Raw genomic sequence first — 26,054 nt, 5'->3', positions numbered from 1 at the left:
ATTGCATAATTCGCTATATGCCTCCCACAAGGGAAACGTCGCGGCTCACCCGTAGCCCGGGCCGTCTGCTGGCCTTCAGCGACGGTGTCTTCGCGATCGCCGTGACGCTTCTCGTGCTGGAGATCCAACCGCCCCACGACTTCGGCAACCTCGTCCAGGGGCTCGCCGCGCTGTGGCCCTCGTACCTGGCGTACACGTTGAGCTTCCTGCTCATCGGGCAGGTGTGGGTGAATCACCACGTCATGTTCGACCGCGTCCGGCACGTCGACCGAGGGGTCCTGTTCCTCAACACGTTGCTCCTGATGGTCATCGCGTTCCTGCCGTTCTCCACGTCACTGCTCGCCGACGCGTTGCGCGCTGAACAGGGACTGCGGGCGTCGGTCGTCGTCTACGGCGGGACACTGTGGACGGCGGCGGCCCTCTTCAACATCGTGTGGGCCCACCTTCGGCGCGCGACACTGCTGGACCCCGGCCTCGGTCCGTTCGGCGCTCGGGCCATCGGCCGCCGGTTCGCGCTCGCGCTGCTCTGGATCGGCTCCGGCATCCTCGTCGGCGCGTTCGTGCCGATCGCCGGCGTCGCCATCATCGCCGCCTTCCTGCCCGCCTACTACCTGCCCATCCGCGGCGAGTACGGCGAGGACGACACCGCCGTCGAGCAGCCGGCCGGTTAACTAGAGTCGGTGTCATGCGGATCAGGATCGACGGCAACGATCTCCCAGGTCAGCGCCCCGGTGCGGAGGCCGATGCGCTGCGGTTGGGCAACGTGCACGTCGGGGTTCAGCGCAAGGACGAGGTGGTCGACCAGGTGCCGGCCGACGCGGCCAGCGCCACCTGGTCCTTGGAGGTGTCCAGCCGCGAGATCGACGGGACGCTCGACGTCGGCGGCCCCTGGGTGCACGGCCGCCCCGGGGCACGTTTTCTGTACCTGAGTTGGGGTGCGGTGACCCAGGACGGCTTCGCCATGTTCCGACGCGCGAAGTTGATGTTCACCGACGTGCCGACCGAGCAGCTGCGCGCCGCCCACGAGGGCAACGGAGCGCTTGTCGGCCGGCTCGGGTTGACCGATGCCGCCGGTGAGCCGATCCGCGCTCGGGTGCACCCGCCCGCCATCGTGTGGGCAGTGGAGTGAGCGTCGTCGCCCCGGCTAGCCGCCGAAGTCGACGCCGCTGAGGGAGACGGAGCGGTGCGCGGCGAGGTGCTCGGCCTGCGCGGTGATTGCCTTACGGGTGGCGTCCGGCAGCCGCTGCCACGGCTGGACGGTGACAGTGAACATCTTGCCGGACTTGCGGGGGCGCCAGGTGCCCACCAGTTCGCCGTCGACCAGGACCGCGCCGGGGCGACCCAACACCGGCCACAGCTCCTTGGCGTGGGCGGCGTCCGGCACCAGCGTTGCCCGGTCCTTGGCCTGGAGGAACAGGTCGAACGGGCCGAGCAGGCGGGTGCCCCGGCCGTCGGCCGACTCCAGCGACTTCTCGTCGGCGGCCAGCAGGGAACGCACCTCGCGGTCGACGGTCACCTCGATCACATCCTCGGGCCAGTGCGCCTTCACGTCCCTCACCGGGGCGTCGAGATAGTCGGCCACCTGCTTCGGGGTGGCCGGGCCGAGCAGGCGAAGGTACGCGCGGACGAGGTCGAAGCGGTCACCCGGAGCGGCCGCCTTCCGGAACCCGGTGATGCGCCGCAGGACCGGGGGTGAGGTGTCGAGCTGCAACTCCAGTCCGGCCCGCAGGGCGGCGAGCCGGAACGGCATCTCGTAGAGGTGCGTGGCGTCGCACGGCCGGCAGAACCGCAGGTACGGCTCCGGCAGCATCGTGGCCAGGCGTCCGGAGAGATCCCCCTTGACCGTCGGTGTGCTGACGACGGCCCGCATCCGGGCGGCGATCTCGTCCAGGGCCGCGAGGGTGTCGATGCCGGCAGCCTTCAACGGCTTGGCGGCGTCGTAGATGCGCTTGCCCGCGTCGGCCTCGGAGAAGGGTTCGACGGCGGCCGCCACCTTTGCGACGTCGGCCCGACGGTAGAGGTGGGGAGCGCCCCGTACGGTCCACAGCAGGACCAGCTCGGTATCGGACAACGCGGTCACGTCGACCCCGCGTACCGCCAGCGCCCACCGGGCGCCGTCCGGGCCGGTGTTCTGCACGCCGAGGTCCAGGACGGCGGTGTCGGCGAGCGTGCCCTCGGTCCGGTCCAGTTGCTGGGCCTGGACCCGGAAGTTCATCACCTGGTGCCGATCGACCATGTCTGCACCCTAGTGGGGGCGGCGCGCCCGGTGGGTCCAGGCGCGCAGCGCCCATTCGACGGGGCCGTACCGGAACCGCCGCAGCCACCACGCGCTGGCCACCAGCTGGACCGCGACGATCACCAGTGCGATCAGCAGCGTCTGTGCCGGCGAGGTGCGGCCGACCAGGCCCCACCCGACGCCGGTGAAGACGAGCACGCACACGAGCGACTGGGCCAGGTAGTTCGTCAGGGCCATCCGCCCGGCGGGCGCGAACACGTCCGCGACGCGCGGCCGCCGCGTGAACAGGCGCAGCAGCGTCGCCGCGTAGGCCGCGGCCAGGAACGGCGCGGTGACGATGCTGACCATCAGCCCGGTCAGGTTCGCCGTGGAGCCACCGACCGCGAACACGACGGCGCCGGCCAGACCGACCGGATACCCCACCTTCTCGCACCGGCGCAGCAGGTCCTCGTGGGCGGGCACGGCGGCGAGGAGCCGGTGCTTGCCGGCGGCCAGCCCGACGAGGAACGCCGCGAACGCCAGGGGGCCCTGCACGGCCAGGCCACCGATCATCGCCGGCATCGACCGCAGGTGCTCCAGGACGACATCGCCGAGGCCACCGCCGAGCGCCAGCGTGGAACGCGCACCGGCGTCGACAGCGGCGGCCTCGTCCGGGACCAGTGTGGCACCGAGGACCGCGGCGATCCCGACCACGACGGCGATGCCGCCGATGATGGCCGCCGCCGCGACCAGCGCGGTGCGGGGCTCGATCCGCCGGACCGCGAGCAGCGCGAGACCGAGCAGCGCGTACGTGGTGAGGATGTCGCCGTGGAACAGCAGCACCGCGTGCAGCACGCCGAGAACGAACAACCCGGTGAGCCGGCGCAGGAAGGCCGGGCGGAATGCCGCGCCGCGCCGGGCCGCGGAGTCGAGTTGCAGTGTGAAGCTGTAGCCGAACAGGAAGGCGAACAGCAGGTACGCCTTCATCGCGAACAACAGCTCCACCGCGCCGGAGATCAGCAGGTCGAGCGTGCCGCGCGTCGGATCGTCGACCAGGTGGAAGTCGTAGCCGGAGCTGAAGAACGAGATGTTCACGAGCAGGATGAGCAGCAGCGCGCTTCCGCGCAGTGCGTCGACGGCGGTGATTCGGGCGAGGGTGTTCCCGGGCGACGGCGGTGGGTGGCTGTCGCCGGGTCGGTCGAGCCCTGTCACATTCATGGTGTCCAGCCTCCGGACCGTGGCCCACTGCCGGAAAGTGTTTTCGTCACACGCGCTGTCGTGACGAAAAGGCCCGCTCCCCGGTCCGGGGGAGGTGGTTCCCTCCGCGCGGCGATCCGCCCGCCTCGCCGTTCGGGGACGGTGATCTCGGATGTGCCAACGCCCACCGTTGAGAGGGAGACAAGCTGTGAGTCGACCACCACGCGCAAGGACCACGCCCGCGCCGCCACCGCCGTCCTGGGCCCGCCGAGCCGGTCACGTGGCGTGGATCGCCCCCGTGCTGGGCTTCATCCCGCTGCACGTGCCGTGGATCCTGGGCATCCCGCTGTTCGCCAATCCCGGTCCGTTTCGCGAGTGGTACCACGGTCGCGGGCCCGGGGTGGGGGATCATCCGGTCGATGGCTTCCTGGGCCTGCCGGCCGGCGCGTTCTACCTGGGTCTGCTGTGCGTCCTCGCCGCGCTCGGAGGCGTCCTGGCGCTGGGGCTCATCAGTGACTGGGGAACGGTCTTTCCCCGGTGGGTGCCGTGGCTGCGCGGACGTCGGGTGCCACAGTGGGTGCCGCTGACGCCGACGGTGCTGGGATCCGCCCTGATGATCGGCTACTCGGCGACCCTGCCCTGGCAGTTCGCCGCGGACCTGGCGGATTCCAGCACGGAGGACATCTTCACCCCGACCGGCGTCCTGATCGGCCTCCCGCTCCTGCTGGCCTGGGCGGTCGCGTTGCCGCTGGCCGGATGGTCCTACTACCGCCGTACCCGTCTGCCGCGACGCGACCGGCGGCGCTGGTCGGCGTCGGTGGATGACCAACCAGCGTCGCCGTCCGGGTGGCCCAGGATGGGCTGACGGCCTCAGGCCACCAGGGAGACCCGCCCGTTGTCGAGGTCGTAGCGGGCGCCGACCACGCGCAGCGCGCCCTCGTGCACCTTCTCGGAGATGATGGTGCTGCGGGCGCTGAGCGCCCGCACCTGAGCGGCGATGTTGGCCCGGACCGCGTTCTCCACCGGGTCGCCGGGCTGGTCCAGCACCGGCTCGACGACCGGGCGCAGGGCGTCCACGATGGTGCCGATGTGCCCGGGTGCCGTCCCGCCGGTGTGGATGGCGTCGATGGTGGCGGTGATCGCGCCGCAGCGTTCGTGGCCGAGGACGACGATCAGCAGGCTGCCGAACTCCTCCACGGCGAACTCGACGCTGCCGAGCAGCAGGTCGTCGACGATGTTGCCGGCCACCCGGTTGTCGAACAGGTCACCCAACCCCTGGTCGAAGAGCACCTCGGGGGCCACCCGGGAGTCCGCGCAGCCGACGGTGATGGCGAACGGGTGCTGACCGGCGGCGAGCCGGTGCAGGTCGGTCAGGCCCTGGTGCGGGTGCCGTCCGTGGCCGGAGGTGAACCGCCGGTTGCCGGCCTGCAGCCGGCGCAGCGCCTCGGCCGGCGTGTCGACCGGGTTGTCGGCTGGCGCGGCAGCGGCGGCGGACGGGCTGGCCGCGGCCGCGCCGAGCGCCACGGCGGCGGCGCCACCGGCGGTCAGCAGCGAACGGCGGGACAGGTGGGAACGTGCCACGATCATCTCCCTGAGGTGAGGCAACTCGCCTCTTCCTACCAGCCCGCCGTCCACAATGGTTGCCGCCCTCCGTGCGCGGGAGGTCGAGCAAATTGATCATCGTTTGGAGATCGGCTATCGTCCGCGTCCGTGAAATCTTCCCGTCTTGCTTCCGTCATGTTGATCCTCGCCGTTACGACAGCCCTCGCCGCCTGCGGGGACGGTGACAAGGCGACGACCGCCGGACCCACCACGCCCGCGCCGACGTCCGCCGCCCCGTCCGCGGTGGCCACCTCCGCCGCCGCGACGCCGGCTTCGTCACCCGCGGCTGGCGCGGCGACTGACAAGAAGCTCTGCGAGGCGGTGAAGAAGGCAAACGACGAGATGAGGGCCGAGATGGTGAAGGTCTTCACGACTGGGGACGCGTCGGCGGCGGACTTCAAGAAGCTCCTGACCGGTCTGGAGCAGAAGGTGACCACCGTCGCCTCGACCGGCGACGGCAAGCTGGCCGACGCCCTGCGGACGTTCGCCGCCGAGGCGGCCAAGGCCGCGGCCGCGGCGGACCCGGCGACCGCCGCCGACAACCCGGCCTTCGAGAAGGCCGGCAAGGACGTCAGCTCCGCGTGCAAGGCCCACGGGGTCATCATGGTTCTCTGACCGTCACGGCCCGATCAGGTCGGGTGTGATGAGGGACGGCCCCCACGCCCTGGGCGTGGGGGCCGTCCCTCGCAACGGAGGCGGTGTCAGCCGCCCGCGAAGGTCGTGTCGATGCCGCACTTGGCGTTCTGGTTGAGGCAGGACTTCACCAGGTCACCGAGGCGCTCCGGCTCCCAGGCGTTCATGAAGTCGCCGTGCATGGATGACGGCTTGCCGGAGGAGAGGCTGAGGCCGTCACCGCCCAGCGAGTCATAGTTGACCATGAAGGAGAGATCCGGTACGGCCACCGGGTACTTGCCGGTGCAGACGCCGTTCACCGGGTCGCCCATGTGCGACTTGTGATCGGGTGAGTCGATGTTCTTGCCGTCCCAGCAGTCCTTGAACACGAGCTGGAAGATCAGGTTGCCACCGGGGGCGCACTTCGGCCAGTTGCCGTCGGCGCTGCGGCCGATCTCGGCGCTGCCCGCGCACCAGAACTGGTTGCTACCGGCGTTCTTCGGAGTGTCCACCTGCCGCTTGGCGTCGCCTTCGACCACCACCAGGCCCGGCGGGAAGGGCTTGACGGTCGACGGGTCCTTGACCCGCGAGCCGTAGTAGATGCGCATGCTCTTGATCGGCACGGCCTTGCCGTCCTTGCGCAGCTCCGGGGTCCAGTAGGCGCTCTTGTCCCCGGGGGCGTTGCAGGTGTTCGCCGCGGCGAACAGCTTGTCAGTGGTGGTGAAGGCGTCGATCTTCGGGCCGAAGAAGGTGTGCATGTGTGAGGCGCCCGAGAGACCAGGCAGGACGATCGGGTCGTCCGGGGCCGAGTTCGCGACGCCACAGTCGGTGTGGAACTCGGGAACCCGGGTGGTGCCCGGCGGCACCGCCTTCGGCGTGATGGCGTTGAAGGCGGCCAGTTCCCTGCTCCACTTGGCCTGGTCGACAGGCACCCAGGCGCCGGCCGGTGCGCCCGGCGGGACGGACGACGACGGGGACGCGGACGGGGACGAACTCGGCGTGGTCGAAGGGGCGGCCGACGTGCTCGGCGTGGCCGACGCGCTCGGCGATGTGCCCGCCGCGGGGCCGAACGTGAACCAGTTGAGGTTCACGAAGTCCGACGTCGAGGTGCTCTTCATGACGGCGAAGACCGTCTGCGGGCCCGCCGGCACGGCGGACGCCTTCGCGGTGACGGTCTTCCACTTCTGCCAGCCAGCGGTCCCCGCGATCGGGAAGCTGGCCAGCAGTGGACCGTTCTGCGCGCCGAGGCGCAACTCGACAGCGCCGCCGGCGGTGTTGAGCGAGGCGACCCGGGCCGTGAGGTCGACGCCCGTTATCGACACGCCGTCGTAGCGCAGCCAGTCGCCGCTGGCCAGCCAGCCGACGTTCCGACCGCCGTCGGCATCGCCGGTGCCCTCGGTCTGCGCGCCGGACTGCGCCGCGAAGGCCTCTGCCTGCACCCGGCCGGGCACGGCGACCTCTTCGGCCTGGGCGCCGGCGATGTAGATGCCACTGCCGGCCAGCGCGGCGATGACCGCGGAAGCGAGCGTGACGCGGGCGAGGCGACGACGCTTTCGCGCCCGGCCCGGCGGTGCGACGTGCGCGGGGGGAGTCCGCATTACCAGTGATGTCCTTCGAGTCGACGATAAAGCTCTTGCCGGAAGGAGTATGTGCACGTCAGGGGCCGTAATCAACTCGCCGGGAAAGAATTAAGGAGGCCGGTCCACAAGTGCCCTGGCAGCCAGCGCGACGGCTCGGGATGACAATTTTTCGCGCGTAGAGGCTTATGTTTCCATTAAGTCCTGTCGTTCGGTTCTGGTGCCGGGATTACGGATTTTGAGTAACGAATTGCGGCCGAATCATCGGCCTCACTCACTGACTGGTTCGACGGTGACGGTTGGCGACAGCGCGCGCAGGAAGTCGGGCGCGTCGAACATCTCACCGGCGGAGGCGACGCCACTCGCCCTCGTCCGACCATCGAGGATGCGCAGGGTCGCCTCCACTGCCAGCGGCGCGCTCACGGCGTAGATGTCCCGGCCACTGGCCACGACCCGGCGGCGCGTGTCGCCGCGACGCACGACGACGTCGACGGTGAACGTCTGCGCTGACCGGCCCCGCTCGTCGACCGCGACCGGCACGGCCGCGGCGGCCAGGTCGGTGGCGGCGTCGACGGTCATGTACGTGCGGACCTCGGGAATGGCCAGGTGCCGGGGGATGGTCACGACGTCGGCCATGGTGAACTCCCCGAGGACCGTGCGCCGACCCAGCGGCGCGGGGAAGTCCCAGTCCAGCCTCGGCAGATCCCGCTCCCCGGAGTGGTACTCCAACCGGCCGCCGGTGTAGCGGACCTGGCGGCCGGCGCGGCGCTCGCGGGAGACGGCCCCCGCCGCGACCGTCCCGGCCGTCGGGTGCCAGCTGCTCAGTCCGTACGCGACGTGCGCCTCGTCGGCCGACGTCCAGTCGCCCATCGCCGTCGTCGCGAGCAGATCGCCGAGCCCACCGAAGAAGGCCATAGCCGGGACCACGGCGACACCGGCCGCGCGGGCACGCTCGGTGAAGTGCACGAACGTGTCGAGGTTGGCCTCGATCTCGGCGGCCACGTCCACGTACGGGATCCCGGCGCGCAGCGCGGCCTCGATCACTCCGCTGGCGGTCGACGCGAACGGGCCGGCGCAGTTGATGACCGCGTCCACGCCGGTCAGCGCCACGTCGAGCGAGGCCGGATCGTCGGCCGACGCCACCCGGTAGGCGAGTCCGAACGCGTCCAGCCTGCGTGCGTCGCGGCCCACCGGCAGCGCGTCGAACCCGCGCTCGCGCAACTCCGTCACCACGAACCGTCCGGTGTGCCCGTACGCCCCGAAAACCGCCACCCGGTAACCCATCGCTGCCCCCTTGAAAGATCGACTGGGACCAGCCTCGCGCAGCGGTCGGCAACCGACCAGTGTCGGTAACGCCAACCCCCGTACAGTTTCGGACATGGCCCTTGTCGCGATCGCCGCCACCGACGGGATGCTGCACTTCGAGCTGGCCCTGGCCTGCGAGGTCTTCGCCCACGACCCCTCCGGCATGGCCGACCCCTGGTACGACGTGGTGGTCTGCGGCCCCGGCCCGGTCCGGGTCGGCCGCTTCCTGGTGGCGCCCGACGACGGGTTGGACCGCCTGGCCCGTGCCGACACCGTGATCGTCCCGTCGGTGGAGGACGTCGACGCGGACCTTCCCCCCGACCTGCTCGACGCCGTCCGCGCGGCCCACCGGGCGGGCGCCCGGATGGTCTCGCTCTGCACCGGCGCGTTCGTGCTGGCCGCCGCCGGAGTGCTCGACGGGCTGCGGGCCACCACGCACTGGGCCCACACCGAGGCGCTGGCCGCCCGCCATCCCCGGGTACGGGTCGACCCGGACGTGCTCTACGTCGACAACGGCACAGTGCTCGCCTCCGCCGGGAAGGCCGCCGCGCTCGACCTGTGCCTGCACCTGATCCGCCGCGACCACGGCTCGACCGTCGCCAACGCCGTCGCCCGCCGCCTGGTCGTGCCACCGCACCGCGCCGGTGGTCAGGCCCAGTACCTCACCACCCCGGTGCCCGCCCGTGACGATCACCCTTTGGCCACCCTGTTCCCCTGGGCGCTGGCCCGGCTGGACCGGCCGCTGACCGTCGAGGACCTGGCCCGGCAGGCGAACATGAGCTCCCGCAACCTGGCCCGCCACTTCCGGTCGGCCACCGGCACGACCCCGCTGCTCTGGCTGTCGACGCAACGGGTCCGCCGCGCCCAGGAGTTGCTGGAGCAGACCGACGACAGCATCGACGCCATCGCCGAGGCCGCCGGCATGGGCACCGCCGCGACGCTGCGTCGACACTTCCACCGCACCGTCGGCGTGCCGCCGGACGCGTACCGGCGCACCTTCCGCAGTGCCTGAGCGCACGGCCTCCCCGGCCGCCCGAGGACTGGGCGGCCGGGGAGGTCCCAGTCAGGCCAGCGGAGGCTGACTCGCTCAGACGGCGGTGCGACCACCGTCGGCGTCCAGAATCACCCCGGTGACGAACCGTGCCTCGTCGCTGACGAGGAATGCGATGACGGCGGCGATGTCCTCCGGGTCGGCGATGAAGCCCAGCGGGGCCTGGGCTGCGAGCTGTCCCAGCACCTCGCCCAGGGCTTCAGATCCCGGAGTGCGGGTCGGGCCGGGGCGCACGGAGTTCACCCGCACTCCCGCCGGGCCGAACTCGGCTGCCCAACTCTTGGTCAGCAGGTCCAGGGCGGCTTTGCTCGCGCCGTAGACCGACAGGCCCGGAAGGGCGACTTCGGCGGCAAGGGTGGAGACGTTGACGATCGCTCCACCGCCTCGTGCCGCCATCGCGGGTGCAAGGTTCGCGACCAGATAGAACGGCGCCTTCAGGTTGGTGCCCAGTACCGCGTCGAAGGTCGACTCCTCGGTGCCCGCGGTTGGTCCACCGGCCCCGATCGCCGCGTTGTTGACCAGGATGTCGAGAGTTGCGCCCGCGGACTCGGCGACCTGGGTGGCCTTGGCCGCGAGTTCCACCGCGGATTGCGCGTCGCGGAGATCGGCGGCGACGAAGTCGGCCTCGCCTCCCTCGGTGCGGATCTCCTCGACTACTTCCAGCCCCCGGTCGACGTTGCGGCCGGAGACGACGACGTGGACGCCCCTGCGGGCGAGCTTGAGGGCGGTGGCACGACCGATTCCGCTCGTCGAGCCGGTGATGAGGGCGGTCTTGGTTCCCACGGGATCTCCTTGCTGGGTGGTTTGTACTTCCGAACCGGATGCGTACAACGTACGTAACCATTGCATGCGTACGTTGTACGTGTCGAGTGATGTCGGGCACGCCGCTGATGCGGCCGGTCGGGCAATGCGGCGGGTCCGACGCGCGGAGTCCGTCCGCCTCAGAGCCGGTTCGCCAGGATGGCGGTGCCGCTGCCCGACAGGTGCGGGACGGCGTGGGGTCGACCGGCGAGGACGGAGATGATGCTCTCGGCGGCGCCGACGACCTCGGGGGCCCCGGCCGATGGGCGCGACCAACCCGTGTCGGTGGTGCGGAACGCGATGCCGCGGGCCCGTGCGACCGCGGGGATGAACGGGTTGGGCACGCGTGTCTCGACGGCGAGGACCGCGTCGGCAACCGGTGGCGCCAAGACGCCGGACCTGCCAAGACTGAATGCGATATCGAGATGGTGAACGACGTGGTCGCCGAGCAGTAGCGGCGCCGGTAGCAGGCGTCCGATGCCCCGTGGGCGCGCCCGGAAGAGGTTGAACGCGTCGATCAGATCCGGGGCGCTGGTTTGGCTGGCGTACTCACGGCTCAGGAGATCGTTCGAGGCGTCAAACGACCAACGCCGCCGTCCCATCGCCAGCAGCAGCCGGGACGGCGGCAGGTGCAGGCCGAGCACGAGGTGGGCGAGCACAACTTTGTTCGTCCAGCCCGCGCAGAGGCTGGGTAGCTCCCACTCTTCGTCGGTCAGGGTGCGGGCGAAGGCGACGAAGTCGTCATCCTGCTGACGAGCCAGGTCACGCCATCCCGCTCCGGTCTCTGTCAGACGCTGCGAGCTTCTGGTGATCATGAATCTCCTCCGGTCATACGTACGTCGTACGTATAGTACCGTCGGATACGTACGCCGTACTCATCCGAGGAGAGCCAGCATGAGAGCCCGTTTCACCCTCGCGGACATCCAGCAGCACGCGCTGGTGATCGTCGACCGGGATGGCTTGGCCGGGCTCACCATGCGCTCCCTTGCGGCGTCCCTGAAAACAGGCGCCATGACCCTCTACAACTACGTCGACAGCCGCGAAGCCCTCGAGGAACTCGTGGTCGACGCAGTCTCGTCCCGCGTCCAGATCCCGGAGCCAACCGACGATTGGCTGGCCGACACGCGTGCCGTGGCCACCGCCATGTGGAGGACCTTCCGCGCACACCCGGCGGTCATCCCGCTCATACTCACCCGCCGGACCTCCTCGCGGGCCAGCCTCGCTCCAGCCGAGGCGCTCGCGGCGGCCCTCGCCCGCGGAGGTCTGGACGGCGTCGACCTGTTCGTCGCGTTCCGCGCCGTCTCGGCGTTCGTCACGGGTATCGCGCAGAACGAGTTGGCCGGCGCGCTCACCCGCGAGAAAGATCCCGCCGCCGCCGCCCGCCGTATCGAAGCGCTTGCGCAAGGTGCTCTACCGACCCTCGCCGAACTAGCGCCGGTCGGGGCTGTGTTCACAGGTCAGGAATTCGAGCGTGGACTCACGCTCATCCTCAACGGCATCACGCACACTCCCCGCCCGTTCAGCCCTCACGATCAGGCAGGTCGTTAGCGTCGACCTCGTGGTGGGCGGGCGTCGTGGTGGGACGCCGAGGCGGGGTACGCGCGGAGGGCGTCGCTGGTCGACGTCGGGCAGAATGCCAAACTTCTGCTCTGCACGGCGGTCGGGGGTCCGATGGGCTACAGCTTCGAACACGTCGATCTGCCGGAACCCGCCGCGACCGCGCGCGCCCACGCCGAAGCGTGCATGGATCTGAACGGATCGTGCGGCAACTGGCCACAGTGCTACGAGGAATACTCGTCGCTCGCCGCCGCCTACCAGTTCGCTCTGAACATTGCCGGCATGGAGTTCTGTCGGGAACGCATGCGGTGGGCCGGCATGACCTACCAGGCAACGCCGCAGCCCTTTCCGGACTGGCCATTCGACAGCTTCGACGACTGGCGCAACGATCAGCACCGACGTGACGCCTACAACGCGGCCGAACGGGCGGCAGCCGCGCAGACCAGCCCCGGAAAGGTGGGGATTCCCGAGTTCAAATTGACGAGCAACGGCCCCTGGGTGGTGGGCGAGACCGAGATCGAGCAGGCGTTGATTCTCTACGACGCGTCGCCGACGAGCCTGCGCGCCGAGTGGGAGACCGACGAGCTGTGGGTGTCCTGGCTCGACTGGCTGAGGGAGACGCGCGCCCACGGCGGCTTCATCGTCAGCTGAACGTGCCGCTAACGCTGGTCGGGGCGGTGCCGGGCGAACGCGTCTCGCTTGCCCCAACGGCCGGGGACGTCCAGGAGCGCGATCTGCCCGAAGGTGGCGGGTAGCGCCGGGTCCACGGCCAGGTGATCCTCGTGCGGGTTGATGCCGAGCATGGTGCGGATCAGCAGCATGCAGGCTCCACTGGACCACGCCTGCGGGCTGCCGGCGGTCGGGTACCGGATCGGAAACCGGGTGGTGTCGCGGTCGAACCCGCCGAACGCCTCGGGTAGCCGGCCCTCGAAGTAGGTGGCGGCGGAGAGGATGCCCTCGGCGATCCGGGCCGCCTCGTTGCCGAACCCGTACCGGCGCAGACCCCAGGCGATGAACGAGTTGTCGAACGGCCAGACCGTGCCGTTGTGGTAGCCGAGCGGGTTGTAGCGGCGCTGCCCCTCGGCGAACGTCCGCACCCCCCAACCCGAGAAGAGCGCCGGACCCATCAGGTGCTCGACCACCCGGGGTGCCCGCTCCGGTGGCACGATGCCGCTCCACAACAGGTGCCCGATGTTTGACGACAGGCTGTCCACGGGAGTGCCGTCGTGGTCGAGCGCGAGCGCGTAGAAGCCGCGGTCCTCCAGCCAGAACTCCCGGTTGAACCGTTCGTACAGGGCAGCCGCCTCGCTCTCCAGTCGATCGGCGAAGGCGGGATCACCCCAGAAGGTACGGGCCAGCCGGGCTCCTCGGATCTTGGCGTCGTAGGCGTACCCCTGGGTTTCGCAGGTGGCCCTCGGGAAGCCCGGCAGCCGGCCGTCGGCGTAGGAGATGCTGTCCCAGGAGTCCTTCCAACACTGGTTGTCCAGGCCGGTGGCGCGGTTGCGTCGCTGGTACCAGATGTAGCCGGTGGAGTTCAGGTCCGCGTACAGGTCGATCCAGGCCAGCGCCGCGCGGACCTCCTGCTCCAACTCCATCACCAACGCGGTGTCGCCGCTCCACCGCTCGTACTCGTCGAGCAGCACCACGAACAGCGGTGAGGCGTCCACCGTGCCGTAGTAGGGGGAGTGCGGCTGCTCCTCGAACGCGGCCGACTCCCCGTAGCGCAGCTCGTGCAGGATCCGACCCGGGTCCTCCTCCAACACGTCGTCGGTCCGAACCCCCTGCAACGACGCGAGGATCCGCAGGGTCGGTGGGGTCAGCGACGGGGCGATCGGCAGGGTCTGCAAGCAGGTCAACAGACTGTCCCGGCCGAACAGGGTCATGAACCAGGGCAGCCCGGCGGCGGGCACGCTCGCGCCGCCGAGCGACAGCGGGGCGAAGCGCAGCGCCGCCAGGTCCACCAGGCTGCGGCGGTAGACCTGCTGAAGGCCGACGTTCTCGGTGTCCAGGGTCGGGGCCGCCGCGATCCAGGCCTGCACGCTCTCCGGCAGTGTGGAGTCGTCCGGCCGTTGGGCGCGCAGGGCGGCGCGCAGGTCGACGCCGTCCGGACGCAGCGCCAGCATGACGGCCTGCAACCGGGTCGACCACTGCTTCCCGGGGGGCAGCCGGACCGCGAACCGGAGGCCGCCGGGGTCGAACTCCGCGGGCTCACTCGCCGACACGACGACCTCACGTCGGTAGGTGTCGCGCCGGTAGCCCAGGCGCAACTCGTCCGGGCCGACGTGCGTGTAACGGGCGCCGGTCTTGTCACCGCTGTCGAACTTGATCTCGAAGATGTCGGCGAAGTCGGCCGCCACCTCCAGGCGCACGTCGAGCGTCATGTCCCGCTCGCCGTAGTTGAAGATCGTCAGCGACTCGGTGAGATCCGGGCCGATGCGCCGACGCCGAATGGCCGACACGTCGGCCTCCACGTAGTCCACCGCCGCGCCCGGCACCACGAAGAACGTGACCTCGAAGTACTGGCTGTCGTCCACCGACAGCGCGGTCATGCACTCGCCGTTGACGGTGAGCCGCCAGCGGGACAGGAAGCGCGTGTCGGCGGCGAAGAGACCGACCGGGGTGCTCGGGGAGGATTCCACGTCGCCGCTGGCGTCGGACACCATGAAGGTGTTCCCGTCGATGCACGCCACGGTGCCCGCGATGTCCCTCATCGGTCACGCCCCACTGTCGGTCACGCCCCACTGTCGGGGTCGTCGCGCTGAGGTGGCCCGGGCTCGCGCGGGAACAGCCGTCCGATGCGCAGCGCCAGGGCGAGGTCGCCGTCGACCATGATCTCGCCCCGGGTGATCGCCGCCAGCCCGTTCACCTCGCCCCGCGCCATCGCCTCCGCGAGCTGCGAAGACACCTGGATCACAGTGGTGGCGGGACCACCGCTTCGGGTCACCCGCATCCGGCCATGGTCGATGTCCAGCAGCCACTGCTCCAGGTGGCCCCCGTCGCGGATGTCGAATCGCACGCTCCCACAGACCTTGCTGAACCGAGGATCCTGGCCAGCAACCGTCAACCGCTCGAAGAAGGCGCTGGTCGCCGACATCCCACCTCCTCCGGCGCTGGTAAGAGCGGATGCCGGCTACCCGGTGCGAGTCACTCCTAACGCAGGGCGGTGCCCCTGTTCACGGTGCGAGTGAAAAGCGGGTCCAGGTGGTCGCGTCAGTGGTGACGAGGACGTGGTCCGGCTCGCCCGTCGACCCGTCGTCGCGCCCGAAGACCCACGCGTACCCGGGCGCCACACTGACCGCACCGACGAGCTGGCCGTACTCCCGGGCGACAGTGAAATGCTCCCCGTCGTCCCGGCTGACCAGCAGCCGCCCCGGGCGGTCGTCGTCGGTGCCCTCGCCGGGCGCGATCGCCAGGAGCGACCCGTCCGACCCCACGGTGAGGTCGTAGGGCAGTTGGCCCGCCAGGTCGGCGCCGGTGGCCGTCCAGGTCTTCGCGCCGTCAGTGGTCCGCAGCAGCCGCACCCTGCCTTCCGACGACTGGGTCAGCACGTACCCTTCCCGATCGTCGAGCCCGGCCGCCGTGACCACCGTCGCGTCGTCGCCCACCTTCCAGGAGGTCCAGGTCGCGCCTCGGTCGGCGCTGCGCGCGACTGTCGAACCCTGGCCGCCGCTCATCTGGTACGTGGCCCAGATGCTGCCGTCGGCTGCCGGGTAGAGGCTGAACAGCGGACGCCACGAGGGTGCCGTGGCGGTGAGCCGGTACACCGTTCCGCTCGACGGGTCCACCGCCAGCGGCTCCGACACCGGCGCACAGCCGAACCCGCAGAGGACCGGTCGGGCCGTCGCCGGGAACGCGGGTACGGCGACGATCGCGGAATCCGCGTCCCGCCAGGTGCGGCCGTAGTCGGTGGAGAGGTGGGGCAGCCCCGAGTCGGTGACCAGGTAGGACCGCTCACCGAGGACGAAGAAGTTGGTGCCGCTGCCCGGCGTCCCGGCGGCGGTGCCGGCCACACATCGGGTGCCCTCGAAACGCGCCGCGTCCCAGTCCGACCAGCTGTGGCCGTTGTCGCCGGTGTAGGCGAAGCGCACGACGCAGCCGTCCTGCCGCACGTCGACAGCGGAGTTGGGCCCGGTCAGCGTGAACTGGCTGAACTGCGCACCCGACGGCGTCGGCGGGTCGGCCGGCGCGGCCCGGTCCGGCTCGACCACCAGCGGTACGACAGTCAGCCCGGCCAGGACGACCAGTGCGGCCGTCACCATCGCGACCGACCGGCGTCGACGGGACCGGGCGGTGCTCCGTAGCTCGTCGAGGGGCGGCGGCGAGACGGCTTCGGTGACGGTGTCCACGTCGAATCCGGAGAACTCACGATCGGACATCGATCCTCCCGGTTTCCGTAGCGTCGGTGTCGGCGAGCAGCGCCGCCAGGGCGACCCGGCCCCGCGACAGCCGGGACTTCACCGTCCCGGACGACACGCCCAGCGTGGCCGCGATCTCGTCCACCGGCAGGTCGACGAGGTAGTGCAGGGCCAGCGCGACACGCTGCCCCTCCGGCAGCACGCGCAGCGCCGCGAGCAGGGCGAGTGCTCCGGGGAGTGGTCGGCGACGGCCGGCGGCGGACCGATCCGGCGCAGCAGCCCGTCGAGCATCCGCCGACGGCGGAACCGGCTGCGGGCCCAGTTCACAGCGACCCGACGCAACCAGGCCTCCGGGTTCTCCAGCCCGGCGAACCGCCCCGGCGCCATCAGCGCCCGGGTGAACGCCTCCTGCACCGCCTCCTGCGCCTCGGTCAGGTCGCCGGTCACCGCGTACAGCTGCACGACCAGGCGTCGGAAACAGCCGGCGTAGAGCTCGGAGATCAGATCGCCGTCGGACACCGTCACCCCCCTTCTCCACCATTCCCACCAACGGGCCGGGAAGAAGGTTCCAATGGCCGGGCAGAATCCGGTCAGCCGAGGTTGAAGTCCACCACGACCGGCGTCCGCCGGATCCGCACGGGGAGCGCGGCGTCGAAGCCGGTGGCGTCCGGGTGCCAGACCGGCGGTGTGTACGCGCAGTCGCAGCGCACCTTCACCCGCTGTCCGGGGAGCAGGCGCAGGGCGTAACCGCTGCCCACGTCCGCCACGCCGGCCAGGTCCCCGGTGGTCGCGTCGAACGCGATCACCTGGGCGTAGGTGAGCAGCTCGTCGACCCGTACCGTCCCGGTCAGCGGCGTTCCGGCTGGCAGCGCCTGGTTCAGGGTCGCCGTCTGCCGGGCGCGGACCCGCACCGGCCGCGCCTGCTGCCGACCGCCCACCCCGCCGGACCAGACGGTCGCCAGCCCGGCGGCGGCGAACTGCACCGGCCAGTGGTACGGGCCGAGCCCGGTGATCGTGTAACGGCCGTCCTCGTCGGTGGTCGGGCCGTGGTCGTCGTACTTCGGGTGCGGCACGTAGGGCACCACCATGACCAGCGCACGGGGGATCGGTGCGCCCGTCGCCGCGTTGGTCACGACTCCGACGACGGTGCCCGGCGGGTCGAGCCGGATGGCCGGCGCGCTGGTCACCACGCCGGGCCGCACCTGAATCACCTGTGCCCGCTCGCGTTCACCGGTGCCGCCGTGCCGGCCGACCCACTGCAAGCCGTGCACCGTCGTGTCGTAGGGGTGCACCAGCAGCCGGTACCTCCCCGGGGCGACGTCGCCGGTCACCAGGACGCCCTGCTCGTCGGCGCAGCCCCCGTACCGTCCGAGTTGGTCCTCGCCGAGGGTGACCGCCGCCAACGCCGCGGCGTCCACCGGGACGAGCGCGGCGCAGGCCCGGGGGACCGGCGCGCCGGTCGCCGCGTCGCGGACCACGGTGCGGACGCCGCCGGGCGCGGGCGACCCGGGGGTACGCGCGGTGGCCGGCGCGGCGGCCTCCCCGACGAGCAGTGCGACGGCGATGGTGGCGGTCAGGTGGCGCAGGAGAGCGTGCCTCATCGGGGTGTCCTTCCGGCGGCGCGGCGGGTTGGGCCGACGGTATCGGCGCTCAGCTGATCCAAATCTGTCAATGTCGCGATGTCGACCATTCCCTGCGGTCACCGCCGCACCCGCAGGACGACTGTACGAAGGTGCTGCTCGAGGTCTGACCGGGTGGGCGCTGCCGGCGGGGGAGTGCGTCACGGGCACCAGCCACCAGCCGTGGCGAGTTATCGTGTCGCCATGGAGAGTGGCGGCGCGTCGGTGCCGGTCTCGACCGACCTCACCGTCCGGCTGCGACCGGTTGCCGAGCCCGACCTGGCGATGTTCCGGCGGCTCTGCACCGAGCCCGGCCTGATCGGCCTGGACTGGGCCGGCTTCCGGGACGCCGGGGCGCCGGCGCGGAGGTTCGCTGTCGACGGCTACCTCGGCGAGGACGACGGGCGGCTCATCGTCGAGGTCGAGCAGGAACGGTCCGCTGCCGGCCTCGTCAGCTACCTCTCCGGGCGCTACGCCGGACGGGCGTCGTACTGGGAGATCGGCATCGTCCTGCTGCCGCCATGGCGCGGGCGGGGCATCGGCTGGCGCGCGCAGGCGTTGCTCTGCGACTACCTGTTCCAGCACAGCCCGGCGCAGCGGATCCAGGCCGGCACCCACCCGGAGAACGTCGCCGAGCAGCGGGCGCTGGAGAAGGCCGGCTTCCAGTTGGAGGGGATCATCCGGGCCAGCGAGTTTCGCGCTGGCCAGTGGCGCGACGCCTACCTCTACAGCCGGTTGCGCGACGACCCGTCCCCCTGGGGGCCGGCGACGAACGGCTAGCGCGGGCGGACTCCCGGCTCCACCGTCAAGGTCCCCGCCTCGGCGTCGATGGTGGCTCGCGCGCCGAGCGGAACGGTGAGCTGTCCGTTGCCGTGGCCCAGTCGCAGCCCACCCAGGACCGGCACGCCCAGGTCGTACAGGCGATCCTTCAGCACCGCCGCAGCGTCCCACTCACCCGGTCCACCGACGCTGTTGGTGATCTGACCGATGGCCACCCCGGCGACCCTGGCCAGCACCCCCACCCGACGCAGCTCGGTCAGCATCCGGTCGATGCTGTACGGAGCCTCGTCCACGTCCTCGAAGAACAGGATCGCGTCGTCGAACCGTGGCGCGTCCCCCGCGCCGAGCGACGTGGAGATCATCGTCAGGGTGCCGCCGAGCAGCGGCCCCGATGCCGTCCCCGGCACCAGCACCGGGGCCGCTGTCTCGGCCGGGTCCCGGACGATCGTCACGGGCGCGGTGGTCATCACCGCCCTGCGGAGCGCCTCGGCCGACTCCGGGCCGGTGCGGGCGTCGTTCCAGTTGACCATGGGGCCGTAGAAGGTGACCAGACCGGCGTCGCGCCAGAGCTTGCCGTGGATGCTGGTGATGTCGCTGAAGCCGACCACCACCCGAGGATCCCGGCGCAGACCGGAGACGTCGATCTGGTCGACGATCCGCTGGGTGCCGTAGCCGCCGCGGGCGGCGAAGACAGCACGGATCCCAGGGTCGGTGAGCGCGGCGTTCAGGTCGGCCAGCCGCTGTGCGTCGGTGCCGGCCAGGTAGCCGTACGTGGCGAAGACGTGTGCGCCCAGCTCGACCTCCAGGCCCCAGCTGCGCAGGATCTCGATGCCGCGGGCCATGTTCGTGGGGTTGGGGGTGCCGCCGGGCGACACGACCCGAACCCGGTCACCGGGTGCCAACGCCGGCGCCCGCAGGGCGCGTTTCGCACCAGCCGGCGCGGCCTGCGCGGCCTCCGCTGAGCCGACGAGCACCGCGCCGCCGGCCGCCGCAGCTCCCATCCGCAGCATGTGTCGACGGGACAGGGGCACCCGCGCGGCCCCCTGGATCGTGGCTGGGTCTGTTCCAGAAGTGGTCACCGGCGTCCCCTCATCGTGATCAGACGATGTGCGAGCCGCCACAGCCTACGACAATCGTCGATGTCGGGCGGGGTCCACAAGGGACAGTGTCCGTCGCGGCCATCGCGCCTGGTTCGCGGATGTTTGCGAGGGTCGCCCGCCGACGGCGGGAAAGTCCGGGTCCGCGCGTGACCCGTTTGTCGCCAGAGACCGTGGGAACTCGCCCCGTTCGTCAGCAGGCAGGCCAGACGGCATGCCGACGAGACCGAAGGAGCAGGCATGGACTACGAGCAGATGATCGCCACGGTACGACAGCGCGCGGGCCTGGGTGAGAACGAGGCCGTGCGGTCCGTACAGGCCGTCCTGTCGGTGCTCGGTGAACGGCTCGCCGGACAGGAGGCGGACAACCTGGCGGCACAGTTGCCGGATCGGCTGGACGCGTCGGTCACCCGTAATCCGCAGGGCCGCCGGTGGGACATTGGTGAGTTCCTGAAGCACGTCGGCGACCGCGAACAGGTCGCGAACGCCGACCAGGTGCGTCAGCACGCCCAGGCGGTGCTGCGTACCGTCGCGGAGGCGCTGAACGACGACGAGCGACACGACCTGCTCGCCCAGCTTCCCGGCGGCATCATCGACCTCTTCGGTGTCCCCACCCCACGCGGCTGAGCCCTGCGCCGATCGGGCTTCCCGGTGCGCTCACGGGATCGGCCACTCGTGCACAGGGCGGTTGCTGTGCATGAGGTCCACGTAGTGCCGGACCACCTCGCGCAGCGCCTCCGGCCGGTCCAGGTGGTCGGCCGACTCCAACCGGTGCAGCGTCTCCACCTGCCACGTCGCGCCGTTGCGGCTGGTCAGGCAGCGCTGCTCGATGATGCCGAGCAGCCGGTCCCGTTCGGCCGGGTCGAGCCCCCACCGGTCCAGGCCGTGATGCGCCAACGGCAGCAACCGGCGCAACACCAACTCGGTGACCGGCAGGTAGCCGAGACCGGGCCAGAAGACCTGCGCGTCGATGCCGTGCCGGGCACAGCTGGTGAAGTTCTCCTCGGCGGCGCTGAACGACATCTGCGACCACAGTGGCCGGTCCGACTCGGCGAGGGCGCGCACCAACCCGAAGTAGAAGGCGCCGTTGGCGATGGTGTCCAACACGGTCGGACCGGCAGGCAGCACCCGATTCTCCACCCGCAGGTGCGGCCGGCCCCGCGACACGTCGTACACCGGGCGGTTCCACCGGTAGACGGTGCCGTTGTGCAGGCGCAACTCGGCCAGATTGGGCACCTCGCCGGCCGCGAGGGCCTGCGCCGGGTCCTCCGGGTCGCAGACCGGCAGCAGCGCCGGGAAGTAGCGCACGTTCTCCTCGAACAGGTCGAACACGCTGGTGATCCACCGTTCGCCGAACCAGACCCGGGGGCGTACCCCCTGGGCTTTGATCTCTTCCGACCGGGTGTCGGTGGCCTGCTGGAACAGCGGAATGCGGGTCTCGCGCCACAGCTCCCGGCCGAAGAACAGCGGCGAATTCGCGCCGACCGCGACCTGGATGCCGGCCACCGCCTGGGCGGCGTTCCAGTAGTCGGCGAACTGGGCCGGGCTGACCTGGAGGTGGAACTGGGTGCTGGTGCACGCCGCCTCCGGGGTGATCGTGTCGGCGGTGACCGCCAAGCGCTCCACCCCGCTGATGGCGATCGGCAGATCCTCGCCGCGGGCCGCGAAGATCTGCTCGTTGAGTAGCTTGTAGCGGGGGTTGGCCGACAACGTCTCGGCGGTCAGGTGCTCGGGGCGCAGCGTCGGCAGGATGCCGATCATCACCATGTGCGCGCCGATCGCCCGGGCCTTCACCTCCGCGGCGTTGAGGCTGGCCCGCACGTACTCCTCGAAGTCGGCAGTGCCGGTGCCGGTCAGCCGGCGCGGCGGCACGTTGATCTCGATGTTGAACTGGCCCAGCTCGGTCTGGAAGCTCGGGTCGGCGATGGCCGCCAGCACGTCGGCGTTGCGCATCGCCGGATTCGACGCCTCGTCGACCAGGTTCAGCTCGATCTCCACGCCGGTCATCGGCCGGTCGAGGTCGAAGCGGGACTCGCGCAGCATCTCGGCGAAGACATCCAGGCAGCGGCGGACCTTGTCGCGGTAGCGGGCTCGATCCTCTCGACTGAAGGTTCGTACGCCGACGTCCTCGCCCATGGTCACCACCCTGTCACCGCTGGTCCCCCTAACCTCGCACGTGATCGGCGGGCGGGGGAAGACCCGAGGACCCTTTCCTACCCAGTTGCCCGCCCTGTTAGCCCAGCCAGGGCAGACCGATAGCATTGCGCCCCGAGAGGTGGTGGCGTGCGGATGCGCGAGAAGGTGACCCGGCTGTTCGTCGCGGCGGCGATTGCCGAGGCCTGCTCCTGGCTGGCCCTGCTGGTCGGCATGCTGGTCAAGTACGGCCCGCCGGACAACGAGCTGGGCGTCAAGATCTTCGGGCCGATCCACGGCGGCCTGTTCGTCGCGTACGTCCTGCTGGTGCTGGCCGTGGCCCGGCTGCACCGGTGGAGCCTGCTGGCCACGGCGGTGGCCCTGGCCAGCGCCGTGCCGCCGTTCGCCACCCTGGCCTTCGAGCGCTGGGCCCGTCGCCGGGGAATGCTCGGCGTCGACCGGCAACCGGCCCGCGAGCCCGCCCCGGTCGGCTGAGCCGCCAACCCGCCCGCTCGCCGAGTGGCCGGCTGGGACCGAGGCAGACCGGCCGGCCCTGACGGGGCTGGCCGGGATCAGGTCAGCGCGGAGCAGGCCGCGATGCCGGCCAGCAGCAGCGCGCCCAGGAACGCCTGCAACAGCAGCGGCGGCCCGAGATGCGACCAGAGCGTCGCGGTACGCGGGGTCAGCAACTGCCCGGTGGTGAGGTTGACGATCCGCTCGATCCGGGGCGGCAGCTCCGGGTCGCGTTGCGGGCGCACTGTGAGCTGCACCTGGTCCGCCGGGTGCAGGGCGCTCTGCGGCAGGTGACCGTGCAGCTCCACCTCGCACAGCTGACCGGCGGTGTTGCGCAGCCGCACCGGTGTGACCAGGTATTCCGGGCCCTGCTTCAGCTCCTTCCAGCGACGCCGGGTGCCGCCGCCGCCGAAGGAGAAGAGCGAGCGCAGCAGCAGGGCGGGCAACCGGGCGAAGGCCGCCGCAGCGAGCACCGCCACCAGCACCGGCTGACCGATGCGTACCTCGCGGGTGTAACCGTCGAGCAGGCGGATCAGCCGCCCGGTGACGATTCGTTCCGTCGGGTGCACGATCCGTCGGGTATCGAGTCCGCTGTCCATCCCCACCACCGAGAGTCCGCTTGTGTTCACAGATCGTATCGACGTCCTCGGTTGAACGACGTGAATGAAACCTGGTCACGGGCTCACGGCCGCGAGGTGACATCCCCGGCGACCCGGGTAAGCGGGGGGCCGAGCTGGAAAGGGGTCGAGCATGCAGCTGTCCTTCCTGCGCCCGCTCTACGACCGTCCCGGGCCGTGGTGCTCGGTGTATCTGGACGCCTCCGCGGACACGGAGGACGCCCATCCCGCGTTGGATCTGCGCTGGCGTGCCCTGGAGCGCAGCCTGGCCGAACAGGGGGCGGACGAGGCGAACATCGCCGCGCTGGACCGGGTGGTCCGAGGTCATGATCCGATGGTCGGGGACTACGGTCTGGCGCTCTTCGCCAGTCACGGCCGGGTGGTGCTCTCCGAGTACCTGTCCGCGCCACCACTGCGGGACCTGGCCCACGTGGGGCCGCTGCCGCACGTGATGCCGCTGCTCGCGCAACGCGGCGAGCAGGTGGCCTGGGTACGTGTGATCGCCGACCGGCTCGGCGCCGACGCGATGGCGGTCAGCGCCGGCGGAGTGCCCCGGCGGGCGCACGTCGCCGGCCGGGACGAGTTCCCACTGCGGCGGGCGAAGCCCGGCGGCTGGTCCCAGTCGCGCTACCAGCGGGCGGCCATGGAGGCGTGGCACCAGAATGCCGGCGACGTCACAGCGGCGACCGTGCAGCTGGCCGACCAGGTCGGCGCGGACGTGGTGGTGGTCGCCGGTGACGTCCGGGCCACCGGAATGATCGCCGCCCAGATGCCGGAGCGCTGGCAGGACCTGGTGGTCCGTACCGACGCCGGGTCGCGGGCCGGCGGAGCCGACCAGACCATGCTGGACGACCTCACCGTGCAGACCATCGCGGAGATCGCCGACCAGCGGATCAGCGCCGCGCTGGACAAGTTCGGTGTGCAGGAGGACGTGGGCGGCGGCCTCGACGCTGTCGTCTCGGCCCTGCAACGCAACCAGGTCGACATGATGATCATCGTGGACGACCCGTCGGCGAACGGTGAGCTGTGGATCGGCGCGGAACCCACCGAGATCGCCGTCGACCCGGGGCAGCTGGCCGCCATGTCGGTGGCCGACCCGCAGCGGGTACGCGCCGACGCGGCACTGGTCCGGGCGCTCGTCGGCACCGACGCGGCGTTGACAGTGCTCGGCCCCGAGGAGGCGCCCGACCTCACCGACGGCGTCGGCGCGGTGCTGCGCTACGTCGACCCCAGCACGCCCGGGCGCGGCAATGGTTGATCGAACGGTCGCGGACGTCGTGGTGGAGCGGCTCCTGGCCTGGCGGGTGCCCCGCGCCTTCGGGTACCCGGGCGAGGCGATCGCTCCACTGGTCGAGGCGCTGGACCGCACCGGCGGCGAGCCGGCGTTCATCCCGGCCCGGCACGAGGAGACCGCCTCGTTCATGGCCACCGGCCACGCCAAGTTCACCGGGGGCATCGGGGTCTGCCTCGCCACCCAGGGGCCCAGCGCCGTCCAGCTGCTCAACGGCCTCTACGACGCGAAGCTGGACAGCAAGCCGGTGGTCGCCATCGTGGGGGAGGACATCTCCGGCCCGCTCGGTGGCGCGCACCAGGAGATCGGGCTGAGCCGGCTCTTCGGGGACGTGTGCAACCAGTTCGTTCGGTACGGCCGTCGCCCCGAGGAGGTGGGGGCGCTGCTGGACCAGGCGTTCCGGACGGCGGCGGCGACCCGCAGCCCGACCTGCGTGGTGCTGCCGCGGCAGTTGCAGGAGGCGCTGGTGCCCGACCTGCAGTCGTACAGCGCCGGGGTGATCACGGCGACCCCCGGCGAGCCGCTGGCCCGGGTCCTGCCGCACGAGGTGGACCTGGACGCCGCCGCGCAGCTGCTCAGCGGCGGTCAGCGGACCGCGATCCTGGTGGGCCAGGGCGGTCGGGACGCGGCCGCCGAGATCATCGAGATGGCCGACCGGCTCGGCGCCGGGGTGGCCACCTCGCTGCTCGGCAAGCCGGTGCTCGACGAGCGGCTGCCGTTCCACACCGGGGTGCTCGGCGAGGTCGGCACCCCGGCGGCGGCCGAGCTGATGGGTGGCTGCGACACGCTGCTGATGGTCGGCACCAACGACCCGTGGACCGACTACTTCCCGATGCCCGAGCAGGCGCGCACCGTGCAGATCGACATCGACGGTCGCCGGATCGGCACCCGGTACCCGGCCGACGTGCCGCTGGTCGGTGACGCCGCCGAGACGCTGCGGGCGCTGCTGAGCCGATTGCGTGGTCGGCCCGAGCAGCAGTGGCGGGCGACGGTGGAGAGTTCGGTGGACCGGTGGCGGGAGGTCGCCGCCGAGCGGGCCGCCGCCACCGCGGACCCGGTCAACCCGCAGCTCGTCCTCCAGGAGCTGTCGGCCCGGATGCCCGGCACCGGGGCGGTCGCCGTCGACGTCGGCTCGGTCCTCTACTGGTACGCCCGGCACCTCACCCTGCCGCCCGGGGTCAACGCGCAGCTGTGCGGCACCCTCGGCTCGATGGGTTGCGCGCTGCCGTACGCGGTGGCGGCCAAGCTCACCAACCCCGACCAGCCGGTGATCGCCCTGGTCGGTGACGGGGCGATGCAGCTCAACGGGCTCGCCGAACTGATCACCGTGTCGCACCTCTGGCAGCAGTGGCGCGACCCGCGGCTGGTGGTGCTGGTGCTCAACAACCGGGACCAGAACGGCATGGGTGGCGGACGGCAAGCGTCATCCGACCCGGCCCACCGCCGGCCGGACGTGCCGTACGCCGGGTGGGCCCGGCTGCTGGGGCTGCACGGGGTGCGGGTGGACCGCCCGGAGCTGGTCGGCGCGGCCTGGGACGAGGCCCTCGCCGCGGACCGCCCCTGCGTATTCGAGGCGGTCGTCGACCCGGCGGTGTCGCTGGCGCCGCCGGAGCCCGCCTTCGCCGACCTGCGCGGCCTGTACGCCGAGGGCGCCCCGGCCCGCAAGGTCCGCGAGCAGGTGGAGGTCACCGCGAACGCCGACGATCTCGTTTAGCCACCCTGGACCAGGGCA

28 protein-coding genes are annotated in these 26,054 nt (G+C 71.2%); 12 read left to right on the top strand and 16 right to left on the bottom strand.

What is annotated here, in order from left to right; genetic code table 11:
* Positions 1-17 precede the first annotated feature (17 nt).
* Positions 18-671 carry a TMEM175 family protein gene (locus tag OH804_RS13330; RefSeq protein ID WP_196922808.1) on the top strand — a complete coding sequence of 218 codons (654 nt, stop codon included), beginning with the start codon at positions 18-20 and terminating at the stop codon, positions 669-671.
* A gap of 14 nt (positions 672-685) precedes the next feature.
* Positions 686-1,129 carry a DUF5990 family protein gene (locus OH804_RS13325; protein ID WP_406065398.1) on the top strand — a complete coding sequence of 148 codons (444 nt, stop codon included), beginning with the start codon at positions 686-688 and terminating at the stop codon, positions 1,127-1,129.
* A gap of 15 nt (positions 1,130-1,144) precedes the next feature.
* Here the strand turns inward: OH804_RS13325 and OH804_RS13320 are convergent, their stop codons facing one another.
* Both OH804_RS13320 and OH804_RS13315 read right to left on the bottom strand, forming a co-directional pair.
* The gene (locus tag OH804_RS13320; protein WP_406065396.1) at positions 1,145-2,236 is read right to left on the bottom strand and encodes a winged helix DNA-binding domain-containing protein; all 1,092 of its coding nucleotides are present in this window, start codon (positions 2,234-2,236) and stop codon (positions 1,145-1,147) included.
* Between the two features lie 9 nt (positions 2,237-2,245).
* Positions 2,246-3,433, bottom strand: coding sequence for a DUF418 domain-containing protein (locus OH804_RS13315; protein WP_406065394.1), 1,188 nt, complete (start codon positions 3,431-3,433; stop codon positions 2,246-2,248).
* A gap of 187 nt (positions 3,434-3,620) precedes the next feature.
* Between OH804_RS13315 and OH804_RS13310 the strand changes: the two genes are divergently transcribed.
* The gene (locus OH804_RS13310; protein ID WP_406065392.1) at positions 3,621-4,277 is read left to right on the top strand and encodes a hypothetical protein; all 657 of its coding nucleotides are present in this window, start codon (positions 3,621-3,623) and stop codon (positions 4,275-4,277) included.
* A 5-nt stretch (positions 4,278-4,282) separates the two neighbouring features.
* Here OH804_RS13310 and OH804_RS13305 read toward each other — a convergent pair whose 3' ends face one another.
* Positions 4,283-4,999 (bottom strand): carbonic anhydrase, encoded by a 717-nt coding sequence (locus tag OH804_RS13305; protein ID WP_406065390.1) that lies wholly within the window; start codon positions 4,997-4,999, stop codon positions 4,283-4,285.
* 123 nt (positions 5,000-5,122) lie between these two features.
* Here OH804_RS13305 and OH804_RS13300 point away from each other — a divergent pair, with 123 nt between their 5' ends.
* Positions 5,123-5,629 (top strand): hypothetical protein, encoded by a 507-nt coding sequence (locus OH804_RS13300; RefSeq protein WP_406065388.1) that lies wholly within the window; start codon positions 5,123-5,125, stop codon positions 5,627-5,629.
* A gap of 86 nt (positions 5,630-5,715) precedes the next feature.
* Here the strand turns inward: OH804_RS13300 and OH804_RS13295 are convergent, their stop codons facing one another.
* On the bottom strand, positions 5,716-7,224 hold the full coding sequence (locus tag OH804_RS13295) for a DUF1996 domain-containing protein (protein WP_406065386.1): 1,509 nt from the start codon (positions 7,222-7,224) through the stop codon (positions 5,716-5,718).
* A gap of 249 nt (positions 7,225-7,473) precedes the next feature.
* Positions 7,474-8,487: a saccharopine dehydrogenase family protein gene (locus tag OH804_RS13290; protein WP_406065384.1), complete on the bottom strand. Its 1,014-nt coding sequence runs from the start codon at positions 8,485-8,487 to the stop codon at positions 7,474-7,476.
* Positions 8,488-8,581: 94 nt separating this feature from the next.
* On the opposite strand from OH804_RS13290, the gene OH804_RS13285 reads away from it, so the two are divergent.
* The gene (locus OH804_RS13285) at positions 8,582-9,520 is read left to right on the top strand and encodes a helix-turn-helix domain-containing protein (RefSeq protein WP_406065382.1); all 939 of its coding nucleotides are present in this window, start codon (positions 8,582-8,584) and stop codon (positions 9,518-9,520) included.
* 75 nt (positions 9,521-9,595) lie between these two features.
* Here OH804_RS13285 and OH804_RS13280 read toward each other — a convergent pair whose 3' ends face one another.
* Both OH804_RS13280 and OH804_RS13275 read right to left on the bottom strand, forming a co-directional pair.
* Positions 9,596-10,342: an SDR family NAD(P)-dependent oxidoreductase gene (locus tag OH804_RS13280; protein ID WP_406065380.1), complete on the bottom strand. Its 747-nt coding sequence runs from the start codon at positions 10,340-10,342 to the stop codon at positions 9,596-9,598.
* 158 nt (positions 10,343-10,500) lie between these two features.
* Entirely contained in the window at positions 10,501-11,175 is a 675-nt protein-coding gene (locus tag OH804_RS13275; protein ID WP_406065378.1) for a maleylpyruvate isomerase family mycothiol-dependent enzyme, read from the bottom strand.
* Positions 11,176-11,254: 79 nt separating this feature from the next.
* On the opposite strand from OH804_RS13275, the gene OH804_RS13270 reads away from it, so the two are divergent.
* Complete coding sequence (locus tag OH804_RS13270; RefSeq protein ID WP_196922820.1) at positions 11,255-11,908, top strand: TetR/AcrR family transcriptional regulator; 654 nt, start codon at positions 11,255-11,257, stop codon at positions 11,906-11,908.
* A 123-nt stretch (positions 11,909-12,031) separates the two neighbouring features.
* Positions 12,032-12,568, top strand: coding sequence for a hypothetical protein (locus OH804_RS13265; RefSeq protein WP_406065376.1), 537 nt, complete (start codon positions 12,032-12,034; stop codon positions 12,566-12,568).
* An 8-nt stretch (positions 12,569-12,576) separates the two neighbouring features.
* Here the strand turns inward: OH804_RS13265 and OH804_RS13260 are convergent, their stop codons facing one another.
* From OH804_RS13260 to OH804_RS13235, 6 genes are all read right to left on the bottom strand, one after another.
* Positions 12,577-14,628, bottom strand: a complete 2,052-nt coding sequence (locus OH804_RS13260; RefSeq protein WP_406065374.1) for a glycogen debranching N-terminal domain-containing protein — start codon at positions 14,626-14,628, stop codon at positions 12,577-12,579.
* 20 nt (positions 14,629-14,648) lie between these two features.
* On the bottom strand, positions 14,649-15,011 hold the full coding sequence (locus OH804_RS13255) for an SCP2 sterol-binding domain-containing protein (RefSeq protein WP_406065372.1): 363 nt from the start codon (positions 15,009-15,011) through the stop codon (positions 14,649-14,651).
* A gap of 79 nt (positions 15,012-15,090) precedes the next feature.
* Complete coding sequence (locus OH804_RS13250) at positions 15,091-16,293, bottom strand: WD40/YVTN/BNR-like repeat-containing protein (protein ID WP_406065370.1); 1,203 nt, start codon at positions 16,291-16,293, stop codon at positions 15,091-15,093.
* Entirely contained in the window at positions 16,280-16,441 is a 162-nt protein-coding gene (locus OH804_RS13245) for an RNA polymerase sigma factor (protein WP_406066530.1), read from the bottom strand. Before OH804_RS13245 ends, OH804_RS13250 begins: the two co-directional genes overlap by 14 nt.
* Positions 16,372-16,791 carry an RNA polymerase sigma factor gene (locus tag OH804_RS13240; protein ID WP_406065368.1) on the bottom strand — a complete coding sequence of 140 codons (420 nt, stop codon included), beginning with the start codon at positions 16,789-16,791 and terminating at the stop codon, positions 16,372-16,374. The genes OH804_RS13245 and OH804_RS13240 overlap by 70 nt, the downstream gene beginning before the upstream one ends.
* Positions 16,792-16,862: 71 nt before the next feature.
* Positions 16,863-17,873, bottom strand: a complete 1,011-nt coding sequence (locus OH804_RS13235) for a carboxypeptidase-like regulatory domain-containing protein (RefSeq protein WP_406065366.1) — start codon at positions 17,871-17,873, stop codon at positions 16,863-16,865.
* Between the two features lie 222 nt (positions 17,874-18,095).
* On the opposite strand from OH804_RS13235, the gene OH804_RS13230 reads away from it, so the two are divergent.
* Entirely contained in the window at positions 18,096-18,671 is a 576-nt protein-coding gene (locus tag OH804_RS13230; RefSeq protein WP_406065364.1) for a GNAT family N-acetyltransferase, read from the top strand.
* On the opposite strand, the gene OH804_RS13225 is transcribed toward OH804_RS13230, so the two are convergent.
* A complete protein-coding gene (locus OH804_RS13225) occupies positions 18,668-19,681 on the bottom strand; it encodes an LD-carboxypeptidase (protein WP_406065362.1) in 1,014 nt (337 codons plus the stop codon). The two genes, OH804_RS13230 and OH804_RS13225, sit on opposite strands and share 4 nt — an antisense overlap.
* Before the next feature lie 327 nt (positions 19,682-20,008).
* Here OH804_RS13225 and OH804_RS13220 point away from each other — a divergent pair, with 327 nt between their 5' ends.
* Positions 20,009-20,395 (top strand): DUF2267 domain-containing protein, encoded by a 387-nt coding sequence (locus OH804_RS13220; protein WP_196922825.1) that lies wholly within the window; start codon positions 20,009-20,011, stop codon positions 20,393-20,395.
* A gap of 30 nt (positions 20,396-20,425) precedes the next feature.
* Here OH804_RS13220 and OH804_RS13215 read toward each other — a convergent pair whose 3' ends face one another.
* A complete protein-coding gene (locus OH804_RS13215; RefSeq protein WP_406065360.1) occupies positions 20,426-21,904 on the bottom strand; it encodes a glutamate--cysteine ligase in 1,479 nt (492 codons plus the stop codon).
* A 153-nt stretch (positions 21,905-22,057) separates the two neighbouring features.
* On the opposite strand from OH804_RS13215, the gene OH804_RS13210 reads away from it, so the two are divergent.
* Entirely contained in the window at positions 22,058-22,396 is a 339-nt protein-coding gene (locus OH804_RS13210; protein WP_112602008.1) for a DUF3817 domain-containing protein, read from the top strand.
* 77 nt (positions 22,397-22,473) lie between these two features.
* Here OH804_RS13210 and OH804_RS13205 read toward each other — a convergent pair whose 3' ends face one another.
* The gene (locus OH804_RS13205) at positions 22,474-23,022 is read right to left on the bottom strand and encodes a hypothetical protein (RefSeq protein ID WP_196924934.1); all 549 of its coding nucleotides are present in this window, start codon (positions 23,020-23,022) and stop codon (positions 22,474-22,476) included.
* A gap of 142 nt (positions 23,023-23,164) precedes the next feature.
* Here OH804_RS13205 and OH804_RS13200 point away from each other — a divergent pair, with 142 nt between their 5' ends.
* Both OH804_RS13200 and OH804_RS13195 read left to right on the top strand, forming a co-directional pair.
* On the top strand, positions 23,165-24,289 hold the full coding sequence (locus OH804_RS13200; RefSeq protein WP_196922827.1) for a Vms1/Ankzf1 family peptidyl-tRNA hydrolase: 1,125 nt from the start codon (positions 23,165-23,167) through the stop codon (positions 24,287-24,289).
* On the top strand, positions 24,282-26,036 hold the full coding sequence (locus OH804_RS13195) for a thiamine pyrophosphate-binding protein (protein WP_406065358.1): 1,755 nt from the start codon (positions 24,282-24,284) through the stop codon (positions 26,034-26,036). The genes OH804_RS13200 and OH804_RS13195 overlap by 8 nt, the downstream gene beginning before the upstream one ends.
* Positions 26,037-26,054 lie beyond the last annotated feature (18 nt).

The organism is Micromonospora sp. NBC_00860 (assembly GCF_045207375.1).
Taxonomy (GTDB): domain Bacteria; phylum Actinomycetota; class Actinomycetes; order Mycobacteriales; family Micromonosporaceae; genus Micromonospora; species Micromonospora vinacea.
The sequence above is the reverse complement of the archived record's forward strand: the minus strand, read 5'-3'. Positions and strand labels throughout refer to the sequence as shown.

Bases quoted from the DNA above. Each gene is read 5' to 3' on its own strand.
- OH804_RS13295 (WP_406065386.1), bottom strand. From the start codon at position 7,224: ATGCGGACTCCCCCCGCGCACGTCGCACCGCCGGGCCGGGCGCGAAAG.
- OH804_RS13305 (WP_406065390.1), bottom strand. From the start codon at position 4,999: ATGATCGTGGCACGTTCCCACCTGTCCCGCCGTTCGCTGCTGACCGCC.
- OH804_RS13220 (WP_196922825.1), top strand. From the start codon at position 20,009: ATGGACTACGAGCAGATGATCGCCACGGTACGACAGCGCGCGGGCCTG.
- OH804_RS13270 (WP_196922820.1), top strand. From the start codon at position 11,255: ATGAGAGCCCGTTTCACCCTCGCGGACATCCAGCAGCACGCGCTGGTG.
- OH804_RS13325 (WP_406065398.1), top strand. From the start codon at position 686: ATGCGGATCAGGATCGACGGCAACGATCTCCCAGGTCAGCGCCCCGGT.
- OH804_RS13200 (WP_196922827.1), top strand. From the start codon at position 23,165: ATGCAGCTGTCCTTCCTGCGCCCGCTCTACGACCGTCCCGGGCCGTGG.
- OH804_RS13225 (WP_406065362.1), bottom strand. From the start codon at position 19,681: ATGCTGCGGATGGGAGCTGCGGCGGCCGGCGGCGCGGTGCTCGTCGGC.
- OH804_RS13210 (WP_112602008.1), top strand. From the start codon at position 22,058: ATGCGCGAGAAGGTGACCCGGCTGTTCGTCGCGGCGGCGATTGCCGAG.
- OH804_RS13230 (WP_406065364.1), top strand. From the start codon at position 18,096: ATGGAGAGTGGCGGCGCGTCGGTGCCGGTCTCGACCGACCTCACCGTC.
- OH804_RS13285 (WP_406065382.1), top strand. From the start codon at position 8,582: ATGGCCCTTGTCGCGATCGCCGCCACCGACGGGATGCTGCACTTCGAG.
- OH804_RS13275 (WP_406065378.1), bottom strand. From the start codon at position 11,175: ATGATCACCAGAAGCTCGCAGCGTCTGACAGAGACCGGAGCGGGATGG.
- OH804_RS13260 (WP_406065374.1), bottom strand. From the start codon at position 14,628: ATGAGGGACATCGCGGGCACCGTGGCGTGCATCGACGGGAACACCTTC.
- OH804_RS13235 (WP_406065366.1), bottom strand. From the start codon at position 17,873: ATGAGGCACGCTCTCCTGCGCCACCTGACCGCCACCATCGCCGTCGCA.
- OH804_RS13265 (WP_406065376.1), top strand. From the start codon at position 12,032: ATGGGCTACAGCTTCGAACACGTCGATCTGCCGGAACCCGCCGCGACC.
- OH804_RS13255 (WP_406065372.1), bottom strand. From the start codon at position 15,011: ATGTCGGCGACCAGCGCCTTCTTCGAGCGGTTGACGGTTGCTGGCCAG.
- OH804_RS13215 (WP_406065360.1), bottom strand. From the start codon at position 21,904: ATGGGCGAGGACGTCGGCGTACGAACCTTCAGTCGAGAGGATCGAGCC.
- OH804_RS13195 (WP_406065358.1), top strand. From the start codon at position 24,282: ATGGTTGATCGAACGGTCGCGGACGTCGTGGTGGAGCGGCTCCTGGCC.
- OH804_RS13330 (WP_196922808.1), top strand. From the start codon at position 18: ATGCCTCCCACAAGGGAAACGTCGCGGCTCACCCGTAGCCCGGGCCGT.
- OH804_RS13250 (WP_406065370.1), bottom strand. From the start codon at position 16,293: ATGTCCGATCGTGAGTTCTCCGGATTCGACGTGGACACCGTCACCGAA.
- OH804_RS13315 (WP_406065394.1), bottom strand. From the start codon at position 3,433: ATGAATGTGACAGGGCTCGACCGACCCGGCGACAGCCACCCACCGCCG.
- OH804_RS13290 (WP_406065384.1), bottom strand. From the start codon at position 8,487: ATGGGTTACCGGGTGGCGGTTTTCGGGGCGTACGGGCACACCGGACGG.
- OH804_RS13320 (WP_406065396.1), bottom strand. From the start codon at position 2,236: ATGGTCGATCGGCACCAGGTGATGAACTTCCGGGTCCAGGCCCAGCAA.